Annotated in this window: 15 protein-coding genes; 7 read left to right on the top strand and 8 right to left on the bottom strand. The window is 64.4% G+C overall.

Annotated elements, in window-relative coordinates; all coding sequences use genetic code 11:
• Positions 1–67: 67 nt before the first annotated feature.
• Genes HNS34_RS00885 through HNS34_RS00870 form a run of 4 tightly spaced genes read left to right on the top strand, consistent with a single transcriptional unit; the run spans position 68 to position 6905 of the window.
• On the top strand, positions 68–2821 hold the full coding sequence (locus HNS34_RS00885; protein WP_172317066.1) for an aminotransferase class I/II-fold pyridoxal phosphate-dependent enzyme: 2754 nt from the start codon (positions 68–70) through the stop codon (positions 2819–2821).
• Between the two features lie 20 nt (positions 2822–2841).
• Positions 2842–4302 (top strand): biotin carboxylase, encoded by a 1461-nt coding sequence (locus HNS34_RS00880; protein ID WP_172317064.1) that lies wholly within the window; start codon positions 2842–2844, stop codon positions 4300–4302.
• 13 nt (positions 4303–4315) lie between these two features.
• On the top strand, positions 4316–5296 hold the full coding sequence (locus HNS34_RS00875; RefSeq protein ID WP_172317062.1) for a C45 family autoproteolytic acyltransferase/hydrolase: 981 nt from the start codon (positions 4316–4318) through the stop codon (positions 5294–5296).
• 7 nt (positions 5297–5303) lie between these two features.
• Positions 5304–6905 carry a GMC family oxidoreductase gene (locus tag HNS34_RS00870; protein WP_172317060.1) on the top strand — a complete coding sequence of 534 codons (1602 nt, stop codon included), beginning with the start codon at positions 5304–5306 and terminating at the stop codon, positions 6903–6905.
• A 97-nt stretch (positions 6906–7002) separates the two neighbouring features.
• On the opposite strand, the gene HNS34_RS00865 is transcribed toward HNS34_RS00870, so the two are convergent.
• The 8 genes from HNS34_RS00865 to HNS34_RS00830 all read right to left on the bottom strand — a co-directional run bounded on the left by HNS34_RS00865 (position 7003) and on the right by HNS34_RS00830 (position 15714).
• The gene (locus tag HNS34_RS00865) at positions 7003–8211 is read right to left on the bottom strand and encodes an acyl-CoA dehydrogenase (RefSeq protein WP_172317058.1); all 1209 of its coding nucleotides are present in this window, start codon (positions 8209–8211) and stop codon (positions 7003–7005) included.
• Positions 8212–8301: 90 nt separating this feature from the next.
• On the bottom strand, positions 8302–9018 hold the full coding sequence (locus HNS34_RS00860; RefSeq protein WP_172317056.1) for a type 1 glutamine amidotransferase: 717 nt from the start codon (positions 9016–9018) through the stop codon (positions 8302–8304).
• 3 nt (positions 9019–9021) lie between these two features.
• Positions 9022–10347, bottom strand: a complete 1326-nt coding sequence (locus tag HNS34_RS00855) for an NAD(P)/FAD-dependent oxidoreductase (protein ID WP_172317054.1) — start codon at positions 10345–10347, stop codon at positions 9022–9024.
• 6 nt (positions 10348–10353) lie between these two features.
• The gene (locus tag HNS34_RS00850; protein WP_172317052.1) at positions 10354–11691 is read right to left on the bottom strand and encodes a glutamine synthetase family protein; all 1338 of its coding nucleotides are present in this window, start codon (positions 11689–11691) and stop codon (positions 10354–10356) included.
• Positions 11688–12506, bottom strand: a complete 819-nt coding sequence (locus HNS34_RS00845; RefSeq protein ID WP_172317050.1) for an ABC transporter permease — start codon at positions 12504–12506, stop codon at positions 11688–11690. Before HNS34_RS00845 ends, HNS34_RS00850 begins: the two co-directional genes overlap by 4 nt.
• A complete protein-coding gene (locus tag HNS34_RS00840; RefSeq protein WP_172317048.1) occupies positions 12503–13399 on the bottom strand; it encodes an ABC transporter permease subunit in 897 nt (298 codons plus the stop codon). Before HNS34_RS00840 ends, HNS34_RS00845 begins: the two co-directional genes overlap by 4 nt.
• Before the next feature lie 9 nt (positions 13400–13408).
• Complete coding sequence (locus tag HNS34_RS00835; protein ID WP_172317046.1) at positions 13409–14548, bottom strand: ABC transporter ATP-binding protein; 1140 nt, start codon at positions 14546–14548, stop codon at positions 13409–13411.
• 80 nt (positions 14549–14628) lie between these two features.
• Positions 14629–15714, bottom strand: coding sequence for a polyamine ABC transporter substrate-binding protein (locus HNS34_RS00830; RefSeq protein ID WP_172317044.1), 1086 nt, complete (start codon positions 15712–15714; stop codon positions 14629–14631).
• Positions 15715–15858: 144 nt separating this feature from the next.
• Here HNS34_RS00830 and HNS34_RS00825 point away from each other — a divergent pair, with 144 nt between their 5' ends.
• The 3 genes from HNS34_RS00825 (at position 15859) to HNS34_RS00815 (ending at position 19414) form a co-directional block, all read left to right on the top strand.
• The gene (locus HNS34_RS00825) at positions 15859–16515 is read left to right on the top strand and encodes a GntR family transcriptional regulator (RefSeq protein WP_328700444.1); all 657 of its coding nucleotides are present in this window, start codon (positions 15859–15861) and stop codon (positions 16513–16515) included.
• Between the two features lie 97 nt (positions 16516–16612).
• Positions 16613–18001, top strand: a complete 1389-nt coding sequence (locus HNS34_RS00820) for a glutamine synthetase family protein (RefSeq protein WP_172317043.1) — start codon at positions 16613–16615, stop codon at positions 17999–18001.
• A gap of 18 nt (positions 18002–18019) precedes the next feature.
• Positions 18020–19414 (top strand): aspartate aminotransferase family protein, encoded by a 1395-nt coding sequence (locus HNS34_RS00815; RefSeq protein WP_172317041.1) that lies wholly within the window; start codon positions 18020–18022, stop codon positions 19412–19414.
• Positions 19415–19419: the final 5 nt, after the last annotated feature.

Raw genomic sequence — 19419 nt, 5'->3', positions numbered from 1 at the left:
TGTTGACCTGACGCTGCAAGTTGTCACTATGGGAGCCTCGTCCGTTGCAAAACAGCGAGGCCAAGACATGCAGTCGATGAGTGACTACTATTCCGCCATCCAACTGAGATCGGATCGGTGGAGCGCCCTGCGGGAGGCCTCGGTGGCCCTCACGCGCGCGGGCAAGGCCAAGGGCTCCGAGGCACAGATCAAGAAGATCAACACGCTCTTCGACTCGCTCGCCCCGATCGAGGCCTACTGGGCCTTTCCCGGTGTGCAGGCCTTCGACCACATCCGGCGGCAATTCGAGCATCAGAACTACCAGGACGCCGCCTACGCCATCCAGCGCGTGGCACGCGGGCTGGCCACCGGGGCCTATCGCCGCCGCCATGTGCCGCTGGAACGTGGCACGGAGACCGACGATCACGAGGATGAGGCGATCCAGTCGCTGGAGGCGCGCGCGCTGGCCAAGCCCTATTTCGAGGTGATGATCGTCGATGATGTCAACGAGCATCAGGAACGCTGGCTGAAAAGCAACTTTGCCCGGATGCGCCGCATGGAAGACCCGTTTCACTACGAAACGGTCGTCGTGCCCAGTTTGCAGGACGCCCTGATCGGGGTTCTGTTCAACCACAACATCCAGGCCATCGTGGTCCGCCCCGGTCTGATCATGGAATCCAAGATCGAACTGTCCATCCTGACCCGCTACCTGAACCGGGCGGGCGGGATCAACATGATCGAGGCGCTCAGCCCCGAGGATTACGGGCCCGAGCTGTGCCGCCTCATCGCCAGGGTGCGCCCCGAGCTTGACGCCTACCTGGTCACCGATCGGTCGGTCGAGGATATCGCGGGGCTGGACCTCGGTATCTGCCGGCGGGTGTTCTACAACCAGGAGGATTTCCTGGAACTGCACCTGAACATCCTGCGCGGCGTTCAGGCCCGCAACAAGACGCCGTTCTTCACCGCGCTTGTCGAATATTCCAAGCAGCCGACCGGCGTGTTTCACGCCATGCCGATCAGCCGCGGCAAGTCGATCAGCCGCAGCCACTGGATCCAGGACATGGGCGCCTTCTATGGCCCCAACATCTTCCTGGCGGAGACCTCGGCCACCAGCGGCGGGCTCGACAGCCTGCTGGAGCCGCACGGCCCCATCAAGGAAGCGCAGGAACTGGCCAGCCGGGCATTTGGGTCGAAACAGACCTATTTCGCCACCAACGGCACCTCGACCTGCAACAAGATCGTGGTGCAGGCGCTGGTGCGTCCCGGCGACATCGTGCTGGTCGACCGCGATTGCCACAAGTCGCACCATTACGGCATGGTGCTGGCGGGCGCGCAGGTGGTCTATCTCGACAGCTATCCGCTCAATGAATACTCGATGTATGGCGCGGTGCCGCTGCGCGAGATCAAGCATCAGCTGTTGCAATTGAAGGCGGCGGGCAAGCTGGACCGGGTGCGGATGCTGCTCCTGACCAACTGCACCTTCGACGGCATCGTCTACAATGTCGAACGGATGATGGAGGAATGCCTCGCGATCAAGCCCGACCTCGTCTTTCTCTGGGACGAGGCCTGGTTCGCCTTCGCGCGCTTCGGTCCGACCTACCGGCAGCGCACCGCGATGAACGCGGCCAATACCCTGCGCGAACGGCTGCGCACCGAGGACCACGCCGCCGCCTACGCGGCGCAGCAGGAAGAGTTGAAGGATGCCGACGAGGAGGCGCTGCTTTCGACGCGGCTTCTGCCGCCGCCGGGGGCACGGGTCCGGGTCTATGCGACGCAATCGACCCACAAGACACTGACTTCGCTGCGCCAAGGCTCGATGATCCATGTCAACGACCAGGACTTCAAGGGCGAGGTGGAGGCGAGTTTCCACGAGGCCTACATGACCCATACCTCGACCTCGCCCAATTACCAGATCATCGCCAGTCTCGACGTGGGCCGACGGCAAGTGGAGCTTGAAGGTTTCGAATTCGTCCAGCGCCAGGTCGAGGCCGCGATGGCGATGCGCCGGGCCATCTCGACCCATCCGCTGCTGAAGAAATACTTCAAGGTTCTGGCGGCGGGCGACATGATCCCCGAAGCCTACCGCGAAAGCGGTGTCACCAGCTATTATGACCCCGAACAGGGCTGGACCGATATCTGGGATTGCTGGGAAAAGGACGAGTTTGTCCTCGATGCCACCCGCGTGACGCTGGCCGTCGGCGGGACCGGTTGGGACGGCGATACGTTCAAGACCGATATCCTGATGGATAAATACGGCATCCAGATCAACAAGACCTCGCGCAATACCGTGTTGTTCATGACCAATATCGGCACCACGCGCTCATCGGTGGCCTACCTGATCGAGGTGCTGGTCGAGATCGCCAAGGAACTGGACGAGCTTCTGGACGATGCGTCGATGATGGAGAAACGCGGCTTTGAAAAGCGCGTCTCGAACCTCATGCACGACCTGCCGCCGCTGCCCGATTTCAGCCGCTTCCACGATGCCTTCCGCACCGACCAGGTGACCAGCGAAGGCGACATAAGATCGGCCTTCTTCCTCAGTTATGACGAGAAGAATTGCGATTACCTGGAACTGGACGGCTCGATCAAGGAGGCAATGGAAAGCGGCGATGATGTCGTTTCGGCCTCGTTCATCATCCCCTACCCGCCCGGCTTTCCGATCCTGGTGCCGGGACAGGTGGTCAGCAAGGAAATCCTGTCCTTCATGCGCGCGCTGGATGTCAGCGAGATCCACGGCTACCGCGACGATCTGGGGCTGCGCGTGTTCACCCAGAAGGCCCTGAAACAGCAGGCCAGGACCAATGCGGCGCGTCTGAAGCTGAACGACGCGCGTCACAAATAGGACCAAGAGGGAGAAATATCATGGCCAAAGCCAGCCTGAACAACATGTCAGAGATCCGGCGCCACTTTCACCGCAACGAGGATCCGATCTACTTCATCTCGGCGACCAATTTCAACCTGTTGGGGTTAGATGAGTGGTGCAAGAACTTCAAGTATATCTGCTATATCGACTGCTATGGCGGCAAGCATCCCAACGTGTTCTGCCCCTCGGAACAGCCCCATGCCGAATTCCAGTCGATCGAGGATATCAACAACTACCTGTTGCAGCACAAGGAGGTCATCGACCTGATCAAGCGGCGCGGCGGCAAGCCGAAATTCGTCTTCCTGATGTTCGACGAGGAGACCGAGCGCCTGTCAAAGGAACTGGGCGCGGATGTGTGGTTTCCCAAGGCCAAGCTGCGCCAGTCGATGGACAACAAGATCGAGACCGTGCGCATCGGTAACAAGGCGGGCGTGCCCTCGGTGCCCAACGTGCTGGCCGAGGTCAAGGATTACGAGGACCTCAGGAAGACCTGCGAAAAGGCCGGGATCGGTCATGACCTGGTGCTGCAATCGGCCTTCGGCGACAGCGGCCACACCACCTTCTTCATCAAGTCCGAGGCCGATTTCCGCCGCCACGCGCATGAGATCGTCGGCGAGGGCGAGATCAAGATCATGAAGCGGATCGACTGCCGCGGCTCGGCGATCGAGGCCTGCGCCACCAAGGAAGGCACCATCGTCGGCCCGCTGATGACCGAGCTTGTCGGCTTCAAGGAGCTGACCCCCTATCGCGGCGGCTGGTGCGGCAACGAGATTTTCTCGACCGCCTTCCCGCCCAAGGTCCGTCAGAAGGCGCGCGAGCTGACCTTCAAATTCGGTGAACAACTGCGCAAGGAAGGCTATCGCGGCTATTTCGAGCTGGATTTCCTGATCGACAAGAAGACCAACGACATCTGGCTTGGCGAATTGAACCCGCGCATCACCGGCGCGTCCTCGATGACCAATCACGCGGCCTTCGCCCATGCCGATGCGCCGCTTTTCCTGTTTCACCTGCTGGAGTTCTCGAAGAAGAAATTCAACCTCGACGTGGAGGAATTGAACCAGCGTTGGGCCGATCCGAACATGATCGACAGCTGGAGCCAGATGGTGATCAAGCACACCGACGACACTGTCGACATCGCCACTCAGGTGCCCGAGACCGGAATCTACAAGATGAACGAGGACGGCAGCATCAGTTTCGACCGGTTCGACTACCACCGCCGCGCCGTCGAAAGCGAGAACGAGGCGTTTTTCCTGCGCATCCTGCAACCGGGCGATTACCGCTACGAGGGGGCCGATATCGGCATCGTCGTGACGCGCGGGCGGTCGATGACGCAGGGCTTCAAGCTGACCGAACGGGCCAAGCGCTGGATTCACGGCATCAAGCAGGGTGTCGATGGCCGCCCGCTGCCGGTGGCCGAGGCGGGGCCTGCGCTGGCGGACCCGGCTTTCAAGATCATGTAGTCCCCGGCAAGGCATGCAACTCAACTGGCGCGCCATATCGGAACGCGAACCCGGCCCCATCTGGGCCGGGTTGTTTCACGAATACTGGCCCGACTACCATCGCTGGTGGGTCCGGGAAGGGGCCGAGGCGCGCCCCGGATACTGGGACAGCGTCAAGGCCCTCAAGGCGCATATGCCGGAGATGATGCCGCTTTATGACCGGCTCTGCGAGCTGGCGGGCGGCACCGATCACGCGGCGCGCTTCCTGTCTTTCTACTGCCCGCCACCCTATCTGTCTGGGTGCAGTCAGGCGATCTGGCCCGGCGCCGAACCGATGCTGGTGCGCAATTACGACTATTCCCCCCACGCCTTCGACAGCCTGATCCTGCACACAGCCTGGCAGGGGCGGCGCGTGATGGGGACAAGTGACGGGCTCTGGGGGCTGGTCGATGGCATCAACGATGCGGGGCTTGCCGTGTCGCTGACCTTCGGCGGCCGCCGGGTCGTGGGCGACGGGTTCGGCGTGCCGCTGATCCTGCGCTACGTGTTGCAGACCTGCGAGACCGCGAAGGAGGCGGGCGAGGTCCTGCGCCGCGTGCCCACGCATATGAGCTACAACGTCACCGTGGTCGATGCCCAACGCCGCTACCTGACCGCGCTGATGGCCCCCGACCGCGCCACCCTGATCACCGGCGCGGCGGTCGCGACCAACCACCAGGAACGCGTCGAGTGGGCCAGCCACGCGCGCTTTACCGCCACGGTGGAACGCGAGCGCTTCCTGCTGCAACGCCTGACCCTGCATGTCGAACCGCAGGAGAAATTCATCAAGGCGTTCCTGCGCCCCCCGCTCTATTCCACGGCCTTCACGCAGGGCTTCGGCACGCTCTACACGGCGGTCTACCGGCCCCGGAAACAGACGCTGGAGGTCCATTGGCCAAGGGCGCGGTGGGAGTTGAGCCTGAAGGATTTCCAGGACGGCGCGCGGCAGATCATCACGCCCGAACACGCGGTGTGACGCCCGCATGATCGACCATGGCATATTCGACTACATCATCGTCGGCGCGGGCTCGGCCGGGTGCGTGCTGGCCAACCGCCTGTCGGAGAACCCCGCCACCCGCGTCCTGCTGCTGGAGGCGGGGGGCAAGGACAATTACATCTGGACCAGGATCCCGGTGGGCTACCTCTATTGCATCGGCAACCCGCGCACCGACTGGATGTACCGGACAGAGGCCGAGCCGGGGCTTGGCGGGCGGTCGATCCTCTACCCGCGTGGCCGGGTTCTGGGCGGCTGTTCCTCGATCAACGGCATGATCTACATGCGCGGACAGGCGCGCGACTACGACCTGTGGCGGCAGATGGGCAATGTGGGCTGGGGGTGGGAGGATGTGCTGCCCCTCTTCCGCAAGTCGCAGGACCATTTCCAGGGCGCAAGCGAGATCCACGGCGCGGGTGGGAACTGGCGGGTGGAGGAGCCACGCCTGTCCTGGGAGATCCTCGATGCCTTCGCCGATGCGGCCGAGGCGGCAGGCATTCCGAAGACCTCGGATTTCAACACCGGCGACAATGAGGGCGTCGGCTATTTCCAGGTCAACCAGCGGCGCGGCTGGCGCTGGTCGCTGGCCAGCGCCTTCCTGAAACCCGCGAAGGGGCGGCGCAACCTGAATGTGATCACCGGGGCCGAGGCCGAGCGGCTGATCCTCGACGGCCCGCGCGCCACGGGCGTGCGGTTCCGCAAAAACGGCCAGCCCGCGCAGGCGTCGGCGCGGCGCGAAGTGATCCTGTCGGCGGGCGCGATCAACTCGCCGAAACTGATGATGCTCTCGGGGCTCGGCCCCGGCGCGCATCTGGCGGAGATGGGGATAGAGGTCGCCCGCGATATCCCCGATCTCGGGGCCAACCTGCAAGACCATCTGCAACTGCGCTGCGCCTACCGGGTCGAGGGGGTGGTGACGCTGAACCAGCTCTCCTCCACATGGCGCGGCAAGGCGGGGATCGCGCTGGAATACGCGCTGAGGCGCTCCGGCCCGATGTCGATGGCGCCGTCGCAGCTTGGCGCCTTCGCCCGGTCAGGGCCGGAGGTCGAGACGCCCGACCTGGAATACCATGTCCAGCCGCTCAGCCTCGCGGCTTTCGGCGGCGACCTGGACCCGTTCCCGGCCTTCACGGCGTCGGTCTGCCACCTGCGCCCGACCAGTCGCGGCACCGTGCGGCTGGCCTCGCCAGAGACTTCGGACCACCCCGCGATTGCGCCGAACTACCTCTCGACGGAGGCCGACCGGCAGGTCGCGGCGCGCGCGATCCGGCTGACGCGCGAGATCGTCGGGCAGGAGCCACTGGCGCGCTACCGGCCCGAGGAACTGCGGCCCGGCGCGATGTTTTCCACGGATGCGGAACTGGTCGAGGCGGCGGGCCAAATCGGGACGACCATATTTCACCCGGTCGGGACGGCACGCATGGGCACCGATGACCGCGCGGTTGTGGACCCGGACCTAAGAGTGCGCGGCATGGAAGGGCTGCGGGTGGTCGATGCGTCCATCATGCCGACGATCACCTCGGGCAATACCAACGCGCCTGTGGTAATGATCGCGGAGAAGGCGGCGGAAATGATCAGGTCAGACGACTGATCCCACCCCCACCTTCTTTGTTCTGAAAATATCCCAGGGGGGGTGCGGGGGGGACAGCGTCCCCCCCGCCTCGGTCGCCGCGACAGCGGCGATCCCACTAAAAAAACGCCTGCAACCCCGTCTGCGCCCGACCCAGGATCAGCGCGTGAACGTCATGCGTGCCCTCGTAGGTGTTCACCGTCTCAAGGTTCATCATGTGGCGGATCACCTGGAACTCCTCGGAGATCCCGTTGCCGCCATGCATGTCGCGGGCCATGCGCGCGATCTCCAGTGCCTTGCCGCAATTGTTGCGCTTGATCAGGCTGATCATCTCGGGCGCGGCCCGCGCCTCATCCATGAGGCGCCCGACCCGCAACGCTGCCTGCAACCCCAACGTGATCTCGGTCTGCATGTCGGCCAGCTTCTTCTGGAAAAGCTGCGTCTGTGCCAGCGGTTTCCTGAACTGCTTGCGGTCCAGCCCGTATTGCCGCGCGCCATGCCAGCAGAACTCGGCCGCGCCCATCACGCCCCATGCGATGCCGTAGCGCGCCCGGTTGAGGCAGCCGAACGGGCCTTTCAGCCCCTCCACATTGGGCAGCAGCGCCTCTTCCCCGACCTCAACCCCGTCCATCACGATCTCACCCGTGACGCTCGCGCGCAGGCTCTGCTTCCCACCGATCTTGGGCGCGGAAAGGCCCTTCAGGCCCTTCTCCAGGACGAAGCCCCGGATCTTGCCGTCATGCGCATCCGACTTGGCCCAGACCACGAAGACATCGGCAATCGGCGCGTTGGAGATCCACATCTTGGAGCCCGACAGGCGATAGCCGCCTTCCGTCTTCTCGGCCCGCGTCTTCATGCCGCCGGGGTCCGAGCCTGCATCGGGTTCCGTCAGCCCGAAACAGCCGATCAGCGAGCCGTCACACAGGCCCGGCAGGTATTTCTGGCGCTGCTCCTCGGACCCATAGGCATAGATCGGGTAGATCACGAGGGAAGACTGCACCGACATCATCGAGCGATAGCCGCTGTCCACGCGCTCCACCTCGCGCGCGATCAGCCCGTAGGTGACATATCCCGCGCCAAGCCCGCCATATTCCTCGGGCAGGGTCGCGCCAAGCAGGCCCGCCTGCCCCATCTCGGGGAAGATCTCGGGCGCGACGGTTTCCCTGGCATAGGCGTCGATCACGCGGGGTTGCAGCTTGGATTGCGCGAACTCCGCCGCCGCATCGCGCAGCATCCGTTCTTCCTCGGTCAGTTGCGCCTCCAAGAGGAACGGATCGTCCCAGGTGAAGGATCCCAGATCGGGGGCGTCTTTGGCTTTCAGCGTCATGTCATCGTCTTTCGGTTGGGTCGCGTCCTGGAATGGCACAGGCGGTGGTGTCTTGCAATTTGGACGATCCCGGCAAATTGCCGGATCGGATCAGCCCGCCTCGGGCAGGAACACGCGGCGGATCAGGCGGGCGAGGTCGGCACGGGTGTCGGCACGCGTCATGGTATCTTGCGCGTCCTCCACCTCGGCTGGGTCCAGCACGCTGCCCTTGCGCGCGTCCAGAAGCGCCGAGGCGTAGGGTTTCGAGAACTCGGGATGGCCCTGCACGGTGATGGCGAAGCCGGGATACCAGAGCGCGCCATAGGGGCAGAAGGCGGTCGAGGCGATGGCCTCGGCCCCCGGAGGTGCCACCTCGACTTGGTCCTGGTGGTAGGCTTGCAGCGACAGCTTCGCAGGTTCTTCCCCGAGCGCCTCGGGCCAGTTGAGCGGGCCGTAATCATGGATGCCGAGCCCCCACCCTTTCGAGGATTTGCGCACCACCCCGCCAAGCGCCTGCGCCATGATCTGGTGGCCGAAACAGATGCCCACCATGGGGCGGCCCGCATCGCGCGCGGCGCGGATGAACTCCTCCAGCGGCGGGATCCAGTCGTGGTCCTCGTAAGCGCCGAATTTCGATCCCGTGATCACCCAGAGATCCGCCTCCTCCGGCGCGTCGGGCAACACGCCCTTCAGCACCGCGTAACTGCGATAGGTCACACCGTCACGCCCAAGCCAATCGGCGACCATTCCGGGGTAGTCGCCATAATCGGCCAGTTCCTCGGGCGGGCGACCGGTTTCCAGAACGCCGATGATGGGAGTTTTTGCCATGATCTATCCTCGATCCTGTAGCCCGTATAGCCGGTAGGCGACCGGCAGCACCAGCCGCCGGAAGCGGCCGAGTTCAAAGCGTTTGAGCGGCCTCAGCATCGCCGCCGGTGTCGCAGGGCCGTCGCCGGTGATCTGTGCCGCACGCAGCCGCCCCGCATAGCTGCCCATCGCCACCCCGTTGCCGTGGTAGCACATCCCGGCATAGGCCCCCTCCATCCCCGGAACGGGACCGGCAAAGGGCATGAGGTCGCGCGCGAGGGCAAGCAGGCCGGACCAGAAATGCGGCGTCTCGACGTGACGCCATTCGGGGAACATCCGCTCGAAATCGGCGCGCGCTGTGGCGCGGGTGGCGGCGTGGCTGGCTTGCGTCGTGCGCATCGCCCCGCGCAGGCCGAAGAGCATCCGCTTGTCGGGCATCAGGCGGAAATAATGCAGCAGGTGGCGTGTGTCATAGCACATCTGAGGACTGGTCCAGCCTTGCGCGGACAGCTCCGCATCGCTCAGGGGGCGCGTGACAAGGATATTGGATTGCACCGGCAGGTAGCGGCCCGCGAACCAGCCCGGCAGGTCATCGCGGCTGTAGCCGTTGGTGGCGAAGATCACCTGCCTGGCGCGCAGCTCGCCCCGTTCGGTGCGCAGGACATAGTCGCCGTCATGGGTCAGGGCGATGAGGGCGGAGGCCCCGAAGAGCCGCACGCCCGCGCGCACCGCCGCCCGGGCCAGACCAAGCATATATGACATCGGGTTGAGCGCGAAGCCGATCGGCGTCGTCAGCGCGCCGTGGAACTCGGGGCTGGCAAGGCCATGCTCGGCCAGCGCATCCCTCGGGATGAAACGCGACTCCACCCCCTGCCAATGCCGCATCCGCTCGGCCACCTCGTGCAACCCGGTCACGTCGCGCGCCCGGTGCGCCAGCAAGGTCTCGCCTTGCGAATGGGTGTCTGCCTCGATCCCTTGCGCCTCCAGCAGCCCCGCCACATGATCCACCGCCGCGCGTTCGGCACGGGCGTAGTCGCGCGCGCCATCCTCGCCGGCCAGCGCTCTGATCTTGTCCGGTCCCGCCTTGGCCCCGCCGAGACAGCAGAACCCGCCATTGCGCCCCGACGCCCCCCATCCCGGCTGTTCGGCCTCCAGCACCACCACGTCGCGCCCTGCCTCGGCCAGCGCCAGCGCGGCGTTGAGGCCGGTATAGCCCGCGCCGATCACCGCCACATCGGCGCGCGCGGACCCTTCCAGGGGGCCATGCTGCGGGATGTCCGCGACCGTCTCGCGCCAAAAACATTCTGCAATCGGCGCGGGGCCATAGGCCATGTCTTCGTAAACGCGCATGAGCGGCTACAGGCGGCTGAGATAATACTGGTATTCGACCGGCGTGATCATGCCGGTCAGGGTCTGCACCTCGTCATGCTTGACGGCGGCATAGACATCGCGGAACTCGGTCCCGAACATTTCCGCCGCGCGGTCCGAAGCCGCGAAGCGTTCCACCGCGTCGAACCAGTCATGGCCGAGCCGTTGTGCCGGTTCGGAGGCCGGATCGTCGATCGGCAAGGGCAGGTCGGGCGCGGTCTCCAGCCCGTGCATCATGCCGCCCAGGATCGCGGTCAGCACCAGGTAGGGGTTCACATCGGCCCCGCTGATGCGATGTTCCAGCCGCGCGCCGGGGCCGGTGACCTCGGGCAGGCGCACTCCCGCGGCGCGGTTGTCGAGGCCCCAATCGGGGGTCGATGGCGCAAAGCTCATCGGTTGGAAGCGACGATAGGAATTCATGTGCGGCGCGAAGATGGCCTGCAATTCCTCCATCGTGGCCAGCACGCCCGCCACCGCGTTCTTCAGCGTCGCGGAGGGCGCGGGACCGGCCTGATGGTTGAAGATGTTCTCGCCCGTATCGTCCAGCACCGAGGCATGGACGTGCATCCCGTTGCCCGGCGCGTCCGCATAGGGCTTGGCCATGAAGGTGGCCTCCATCCCGTGCCGCGCCACCACGCCGCGCACCAGGCGGCGGAACAGAAGCGCGGTGTCGGCAGCGGCCAGCACGTCGCCGGTATGGTGGAAATTGACCTCGAACTGGCCGGGCCCGTATTCGGCGATCAGCGTGTCGGTCTCCAAGCCCTGCACGTCGCAGGCGCGCAGGATCTCGGTCAGGATCGCCTCCTGCCGCGCGACAACCTCAAGGTCGTAATTCTGCGCGGCGGGGGTGCGCACGGGCGGTTTCGGCGCGTCATAGGCCTTGCTGCGCGGACGCAGGAGGAAAAACTCAAGCTCGGTCGCCACCACGGGGTGCCAGCCATGCGCGGTGAACCGGTCCACCATGCGTTCAAGGATACCGCGCGGCGAGATCGGGCTGGCCTGCCCTTCCGGCGTCAGCATCTCGACCTGCAACTGCGCGACAGTACCCGGCATCCAGGGCACGGGCCGCAGCGATCCCTTGACCGGCACCAGCGCGCCATCGGGGTCGCCCACGACAATGCCGAGGCCCGTCGCTTCGACCTCATTGCCCATGATCGCGGGCGCATAGGTCGAATAGGGCAGGCGCACCGCGCCCGAGGTCAGTTTGCCAAGCGCGTCTCCGGGCAGCCATTTGCCGCGCAGCACCGCGTTGATGTCGGACAACATCAGTTCGATACGCTCGGGCCGCCCATGCGCGGCGCAATAGGCTTCGTATTCTTCCTTCATGCCGTCTGCTCCGCCATCTGTTCATCGCGCCGCGCCTGCACGATCCTGCGTTTGCTGACCAGCGACGCCGTGACGACGCCGATGGTGACAAGCGAGATCAGGATGGTGGAGAGCGCGTTGATCTCGGGGGAAACGCCGAGGCGCACGGATGAGAAGATCTTGATCGGCAACGTCGTGGCCGAGGGGCCTGCGGTGAAGGAGGCGATGACCAGATCGTCCAGCGACAGGGTAAAGGCCAGGAGCCAGCCCGAGATGACGGCGGGCGCGATGATCGGCAGGGTGACGGATTTGAACGCATCGAAGGGTGTGCAGCCAAGGTCCAGCGCCGCCTCCTCGACCGAACGGTCGAAGCTGACGAGGCGCGAGGAGACCACGACCGAGACATAGCACATCGAAAAGGTCGTATGCGCCAGGATGATGGTGAAGACGCCGCGGTCCAGCCCGATGGAGATGAAGAGAAGGAGCAAGGAGAGACCGGTGATCACCTCGGGCATGACCAGCGGCGCGTAGATCATGCCGGAAAACAGCGTCCGCCCCATGAAGCGCCCGCCGCGCACCAGAACGTATGCCGCCATCGTGCCAAGCACCGTGGCGATGCAGGAGGAGACGAAGGCCACCCGAAGCGTCACCCAGGCCGCGTCCAGAAACGCCTCGTTCTGGATCAGCTCGCCATACCAGCGGGTCGAGAACCCCGCCCAGACCGTGACCAGCCGGGACGAGTTGAAGCTGTAGACGATGAGGATGATCATCGGGATGTAGAGAAAGGCAAAGCCAAGCGACAGCGACGTGGCGTTGAACCAGGTAAAGCGTCTCATGCGTCCACCTCCTGTTCCTTTTCCTGGTTCTTCTGGAACAGGATGATGGGGATCACGAGGATCAGAAGCAGGATGATCGCCACTGCGCTTGCCACCGGCCAGTCGCGGTTGTTGAAGAACTCCTCCCACAAGACCTTGCCGATCATCAGCGTGCCCGAGCCGCCCAGAAGCGAGGGGATCACGAACTCCCCGAGGGCCGGGATGAAGACCAGGAAACAGCCCGCGATGACGCCCGATTTCGACAGCGGCACGGTGATCAGCCAGAAAGCCGAGGACCGGCTGCAGCCAAGGTCTTCCGCCGCCTCCAGCAGGCTTTCATCCATCCGCTCCAGCGTGGCGTAGATCGGCAGGATCATGAAGGGCAGATAGGTGTAGACGATGCCGATATAGACCGCCGTTGGCGTGTTCATGATCTGGAGCGGCTCGCTGATGATGCCGGTCCAGAGCAGGAACTGGTTCAGGAACCCCTCGTTCGAGAGGATGCCGATCCAGGCGTAGACGCGGATCAGGAAGCTGGTCCAGAAGGGCAGAATCACCAGCATCATCAGTGTGGGCCGCCATTCCGAGGCGGCATTGGCCATGCCATAGGCGATGGGAAACCCCACGGCCAGGGCCAGCAGGGTCGAGATGAAGGCGATCTTGAGGCTGGAGAGATAGGCCCGCCAGTAAAGGTCATCCTCGGTCAGGAAGATGTAATTCTCGAAATCGAGCGCGGCGAAGAAGCTGCGGATGCCCTGCCAGCCCTCGGAGAGGTCCAGCGTCGGCGTGTAGGGCGGGATCGCCAGCGCGATGTCGGAGAGCGAGATCTTCAGGATGATCCCGAACGGCACCAGGAACAGCAGCAGGAGCCAGAGATAGGGTATCCCGATCAGGGTGCGGCGGCCAAGGTTCATGTGTATCCCCTACCCTGCCAACACAAGGCCGGCGGTGTCGGTCCAGGACAGGTAGACCTCATCCTCCCAGGTATACATGCGCTGCGACAGGCGGCGGTTGTTCGCGGTCTGCGCCTTGATGATCTGACCGTCCGGCAATTCGACATGATAGGTCGAGATATTGCCCAGATAGGCGATGTCGTGGATCTTGCCCCGCACGACATTGTTGACGCACTCGGGGCGGCTCTCCGAGATGTTCACCTTCTCGGGCCGGATCGCGAACGTGGCAGGCGCGGAGGCGCTGAGCCCCTCGCCCGCCGTGCCGATGATCTCGGGCTGGCCTTCCGCCCAGGTCAGAAGGGCCGCGCCGCCCTGGCCAAGTTGCGCGGTGCCGGTGATCAGGTTCACATCACCGATGAAATCCGCGACATAGACGGAATTGGGGCTTTCATAGATGCGCGGCGGCGTATCGACCTGGATGATCTTGCCATTGTCCATGACGGCGACGCGGCTGGCGACGGTCATCGCCTCTTCCTGGTCATGGGTCACGATGACGAATGTGGTCTCGGTCTTTTCCTGAATATCCATCAGCTCGAATTGGGTATCCTGGCGCAGCTTCTTGTCCAGCGCGCCGAGCGGTTCGTCCAGCAGCAGCAGTTTCGGGGCCTTGGCCAGGCTGCGCGCCAGCGCCACCCGCTGCCGCTGCCCGCCCGAGATCTGGTGCGGCTTGCGCTTGGAGAATCTCTCCAGCCGCGTGAGGCGCAGCATTTCATCGACGCGCGCGGCGATCTGGTCCTTGGCCATGTCGGATCGTTTCAGGCCGAAGGCGATATTGTCCCAGATCGTCAGATGCGGGAACAGCGCGTAGGACTGGAACATCATATTCACTTCGCGCTTGTTGGGCGGGATGCCCGCCATGTCCTTGCCGCCGATGGTGATCTGGCCCTCGGTCGGCGCCTCGAACCCCGCCAGCATCCGCATCAAGGTGGTCTTGCCACAACCCGAGGGGCCGAGCAGCGCGAAGAACTCCTTGCGGTGGATTGCCAGGTCGATGTCGTCGATCGCGGTGAAATTTCCGAAGCGCTTGGTGACGCCGTCGAAGCGGATCAGCGGGGTTTCGTTCGGATCGTTCCAGGGGGCGAATTCGGCGGGCCGCGCTTGCGCTTGCATGGCAGATCCTTCCTAGCGGCGGAATGAAGAAAGCCCTGCCCGGAACTTGTGTCCGGACAGGGCGGGATCGGCAAGGGGTCTCAGGTGCCCGACTTGATCCGGGTCCACAGGCGCGTCACGAAACGCTGCACGCGCGGGTCGTAGGGCGTGGTGGTGTAGAGGTTCTCCAGCGTCGCCTCATCGGGATAGATCGCCGGGTCGCCGATCACATCCTCGACCAGGAATTCCTGGCTCGCGAGGTTGCCGTTGGCGTAGTAGACATAGTTCGACGCCGCCGCCATGTTCTCGGCATCCATGATGAAGTTGAGGAAGGCATGCGCCCCTTCGGGGTTCGGCGCGTCGACCGGGATCGCCATCATGTCGAACCACATCAGCGCGCCCTCATTGGGGGCGTTATAGACGATCTCGACGCCGTTATCGGCCTCGATGGCCCGGTCGCGGGCCTGCAGGATATCGCCCGACCAGCCGAAGGCGACGCAGATGTCGCCATTGGCCAGCGCGTTGATATATTCCGAATTGTGGAAGTTCTGCACATAGGGGCGCACCGCGCTCAGCACCGGTTCGACCTGTTCGATCACGTCGGGGTCGTGGCTGTCGGGGTCAAGGCCCAGATAGGTCAGCGCGGCCGGGATCATCTCGGTCGGGGCATCCAGGAAATGCACGCCGCATTCGGCCAGCTGTTCCATGTTTTCGGGGTTGAAGATCAGGTCGAGCGAGGCGATCGGCGCATCCTCGCCCAGGATCTCGCGCACCCGGCCCACGTTCACGCCAAGCCCGGTGGTGCCCCACATGTAGTTGATCGCAAAGGTGTTGCCGGGGTCGTATTGCGCGGTGCGTTCCTGGATCACGTCCCAGAGGTTCTCCGCATTGGGCAGCAGCGAATAATCCAGCGGCTGGAAGGCACCGGCGCTGATCTGGCGTTGCAGGAAGGTGCCCGACGGCACCACCACGTCATAGCCCGAGCCGCCCGCCAGCATCCGCGTCTCCAGCAGCTCGTTGCTGTCGAACACGTCATAGACCAGGTCATAGCCGGTCTCGGCCTCGAACTGGTCCAGCAGGGCCTCGTCGATATAGTCGGACCAGTTGTAGACCCGCACTTCCTCGGCCGCCGCGGCAAAGGCGATCAGCGAGCCCGTCGCCGCCAGCGTTGCAATCTTGATTGTCATCCCTGATGTCTCCCCATGTGGATGTGCATTTCTTTTTATTTGATCAAAACTTCGATTCGACGCAAGGTTTTTGTCGAAGGTCGTGGTGATTCCCCGACCTGAACAGGTTTTGTCAGGACGAGATTAACAGGGAAGGCCGCTGACGTGAACGCACCCGATCCCAAGCTGCCGGAACACGAAGCGATCTATAAGAAGATCCGCAACATGATCCTGTTCGGCGAGGTTCAGCCGGGCCAGGCGGTGACGATCCTGGGCCTCAAGGACGCGGTCGGCGCGGGCGTGACCCCGGTGCGCGAGGCCATTCGCCGCCTTACCGCCGAGGGCGCGCTGGAGACGCTCGGCAACCGGCGCATCTGCGTGCCCCACGCCTCGCCGGAACGGGTGGACGAAATCTATTTCGCCCGCCTGACGCTGGAGCCGAAGATGACCGAACTGGCCGCATCGCGGGTGTCCGAGGCCGATATTTCGGAGCTTGCGGCGCTGGATGACGCGGTGACGGCGGCGATTGCCAAGGGTGATGTCGAGGGCTACCTGGAGCACAATTACCGCTTCCATTTCCGCCTCTACGACTTTGCCGACACCCCCATCCTGCGCCAGATCGCGCGGTCGCTCTGGCTGCGGGTGGGGCCGTCTCTGCGCGTTGTCTGCGGGCGCTTCGGCACCTCCAACCTGCCCGACAGGCATTCCGAGACGCTGCGCGCCCTGCGCAAGGGTGAACCCGTCGCCGCCGCCCGCGCGATCGAGGAGGACATCCAGCAGGGCCTCGACCTGATGCGCCAGTCGCTCGGGCTGGAGGCATGACCGAGACTCCCCCGATTGACAGCCGCCAGGATTTGATCATATTCTGCGCCCAACCGGCTTGCCGGCTCCACCCACCCCAGACCCATGCAGGTTCACGATGAGAACGCCCCGCAAAGCGAAGTCCGACGCGGATTGGCTCGACACGCTGCCAGAAGCCTTCACCGACTATCTCGACGGGCGCCGCCTGGAGGAGGTCGAGTGCATCATCCCCGACCTCGCGGGCACCTCGCGCGGCAAGGCGATGCCGTCCTACAAGTTCCGCCCCGACGAGACCTTCTACCTGCCGATCTCGCTCTTCTATCAGACCATCTCGGGCGAATATGTCGACATGGAGATCGAGAACCAGTGGCTGGAAAAGGACGTGGTGCTGACGCCGGACATGTCGACCGCCACCGCCGTTCCCTGGGCCGATGACGCCACCGCGCAGATCATCTGCGACCTGGCCAATCGCGACGGCAGCCCGCTGGCCATCGCGCCGCGCAACGTGCTGCGCCGGGTGTTGGACCTCTACAAGGCGGAAGGCTGGCAGCCCGTCATCGCGCCGGAGCTTGAATTCTACCTGACCAAGCCCAACACCGACCCGAACGAACCCATCGAGCCGCCGCTTGGTCGCACCGGGCGGCGCGGTGCCAGCCGACAGGTCTATTCCATGGCCGCCGTCGATGAATACGGGCCGGTGATCGACACGATCTACGACTATGCCGAGGATCAGGGCTTCCGCATCGACACCGTCATCCAGGAGGGCGGCGCGGGCCAGATCGAGATCAACCTGCTGCATGGCGACCCGCTGCGCCTGGCCGATCAGGTGTTCTATTTCAAGCGCACGATCCGCGAGGCGGCGCTGAAGAACGGCATCTTCGCCACCTTCATGGCGAAACCGATCCGCGACGAACCCGGCAGCGCCATGCATGTGCATCAAAGCGTGATCGAGACCGCCACCGGGCGCAACATCTTCTCGAACCGCGACGGCAGCCCGACCAAGGCGTTCCGCTATTTCGTCGGCGGCAGCCAGACCTACCTGATGCAGCTGGTGCCGCTGCTGGCGCCTTACGTGAATTCCTACCGCCGGATCACGGTGGACGGGCAAAGCGCGCCCTCGAACCTGGAATGGGCCCGCGACAACCGCACCACCGGCCTGCGCATTCCGCACTCCAAGCCGGAATCGCGCCGGGTGGAGAACCGGGTGATCGGGATGGATTGCAACCCCTACCTCGCCATCGCCGCCTCGCTTGCGGCGGGATACCTGGGGATGGTCTCCAAGACCCGCCCCCGCGACGCCGTCGAGGTCGAGATCTGGGAGACCGAGGATCCCCTGCCCTCCAGCCTGAGCGAGGCGCTGGACCTGTTCGACGAGGCGCCCGAGATCCGCGCGGTGTTGGGCGAGGAGTTCTGCCAGCTCTACGGCGACATCAAGCGCGCCGAGAACGAGGAATACCAGCGCGAGATCTCGCCCTGGGAACGCCAACACCTGCTTTTGAACGTCTGAGCCGAGAGGACCGCCGCCATGAACATGATCACCAACCACCTGCCGACCGCCGAATTGCAGGCGCTGGACGCCGCCCACCACGTCCACCCCTTCACCCATAACGCGGCCCTCGCCAAGAAGGGCAGCCGTGTCATCACGCGGGCGCGCGGCGTCACCCTGACCGATAGCGACGGCAACGAGATGCTTGACGCCATGGCCGGGCTCTGGTGCGTGAATGTCGGCTATGGCCGCGAGGAACTGGCCGAGGTCGCGGCACGCCAGATGCGCGAGCTGCCCTATTACAACGCCTTCTTCCAGACCACCCATGTGCCCGCCATCGCGCTGGCCCAGAAACTGTCGGAGCTGGCACCGGGCGACCTCAACCACACCTTCTTTGCCGCCGGTGGCTCCGAGGCCAATGACACCAATATCCGCCTCGTGCGGACCTATTGGGACATCAAGGGCAAGCCCGCCAAGAAGGTCATCATCAGCCGCAAGAACGGCTATCACGGCTCCTCGGTCGGCTCGGCCTCGCTTGGCGGCATGCCCGCGATGCACGCGCAGGGCGGCATTCCGATCCCCGATATCCACCATATCGGACAGCCCAACTGGTGGGCCGAGGGCGGCGACATGGACCCGGACGCCTTCGGCCTGAAGCGCGCGCGGGAGTTGGAGGACGCCATCCTGGAGATGGGCGAGGATCGCGTCGCGGCCTTCATCGCCGAACCCATCCAGGGCGCTGGCGGCGTCATTGTCCCGCCCGAGACCTACTGGCCCGAGATCCAGCGCATCTGCGACAAATACGAGATCCTGCTGATTGCCGATGAGGTCATCACCGGTTTTGGCCGCACCGGCAACTGGTTCGGCAGCCAGACATTCGGCATCCGCCCCGACATCATGACCATCGCCAAGGGGCTTTCGTCGGGCTACGCGCCGATCGGCGGCTCGATCCTCAGCGACGAGGTGGCGCAAGTGATTTCCAGCGAGGAATTCAACCACGGCTATACCTATTCCGGCCATCCCGTCGCCGCCGCCGTGGCGCTGGAGAACCTGCGCATCCTGGAGGAGGAGAAGATCCTGGATCACGTCCGCGACGTCGCCGCCCCCTACCTGCGCGAGAAATGGCTGGCGATGGTCGATCATCCGCTTATCGGCGAGGCGAAGATCGTCGGCATGATGGGTTCGATCCAGATGACGCCGGACAAGGACAGCCGCGCAGGGTTCGCCGCCGGGAAAGGCACGGCGGGCCTTATCTGCCGCGACCGCTGTTTCGCCAATGGCCTGGTGATGCGCCATGTCGGCGACCGGATGATCATCTCGCCGCCGCTTATCCTGACACATGGCGATATCGACACGCTGATCGCGCGGGCCACCAGGTCGCTGGACGAAACCCACGCGGCGCTGAAGGCGGATGGCCTGCTGAAGGCCGCCTGAGGCGC

Origin of the sequence: Alterinioella nitratireducens (assembly GCF_013155465.1) — a bacterium.
In the GTDB taxonomy this organism is placed as follows: Bacteria; Pseudomonadota; Alphaproteobacteria; order Rhodobacterales; family Rhodobacteraceae; genus Alterinioella; species Alterinioella nitratireducens.
This window is presented reverse-complemented; position numbering and strand designations above follow the sequence as displayed.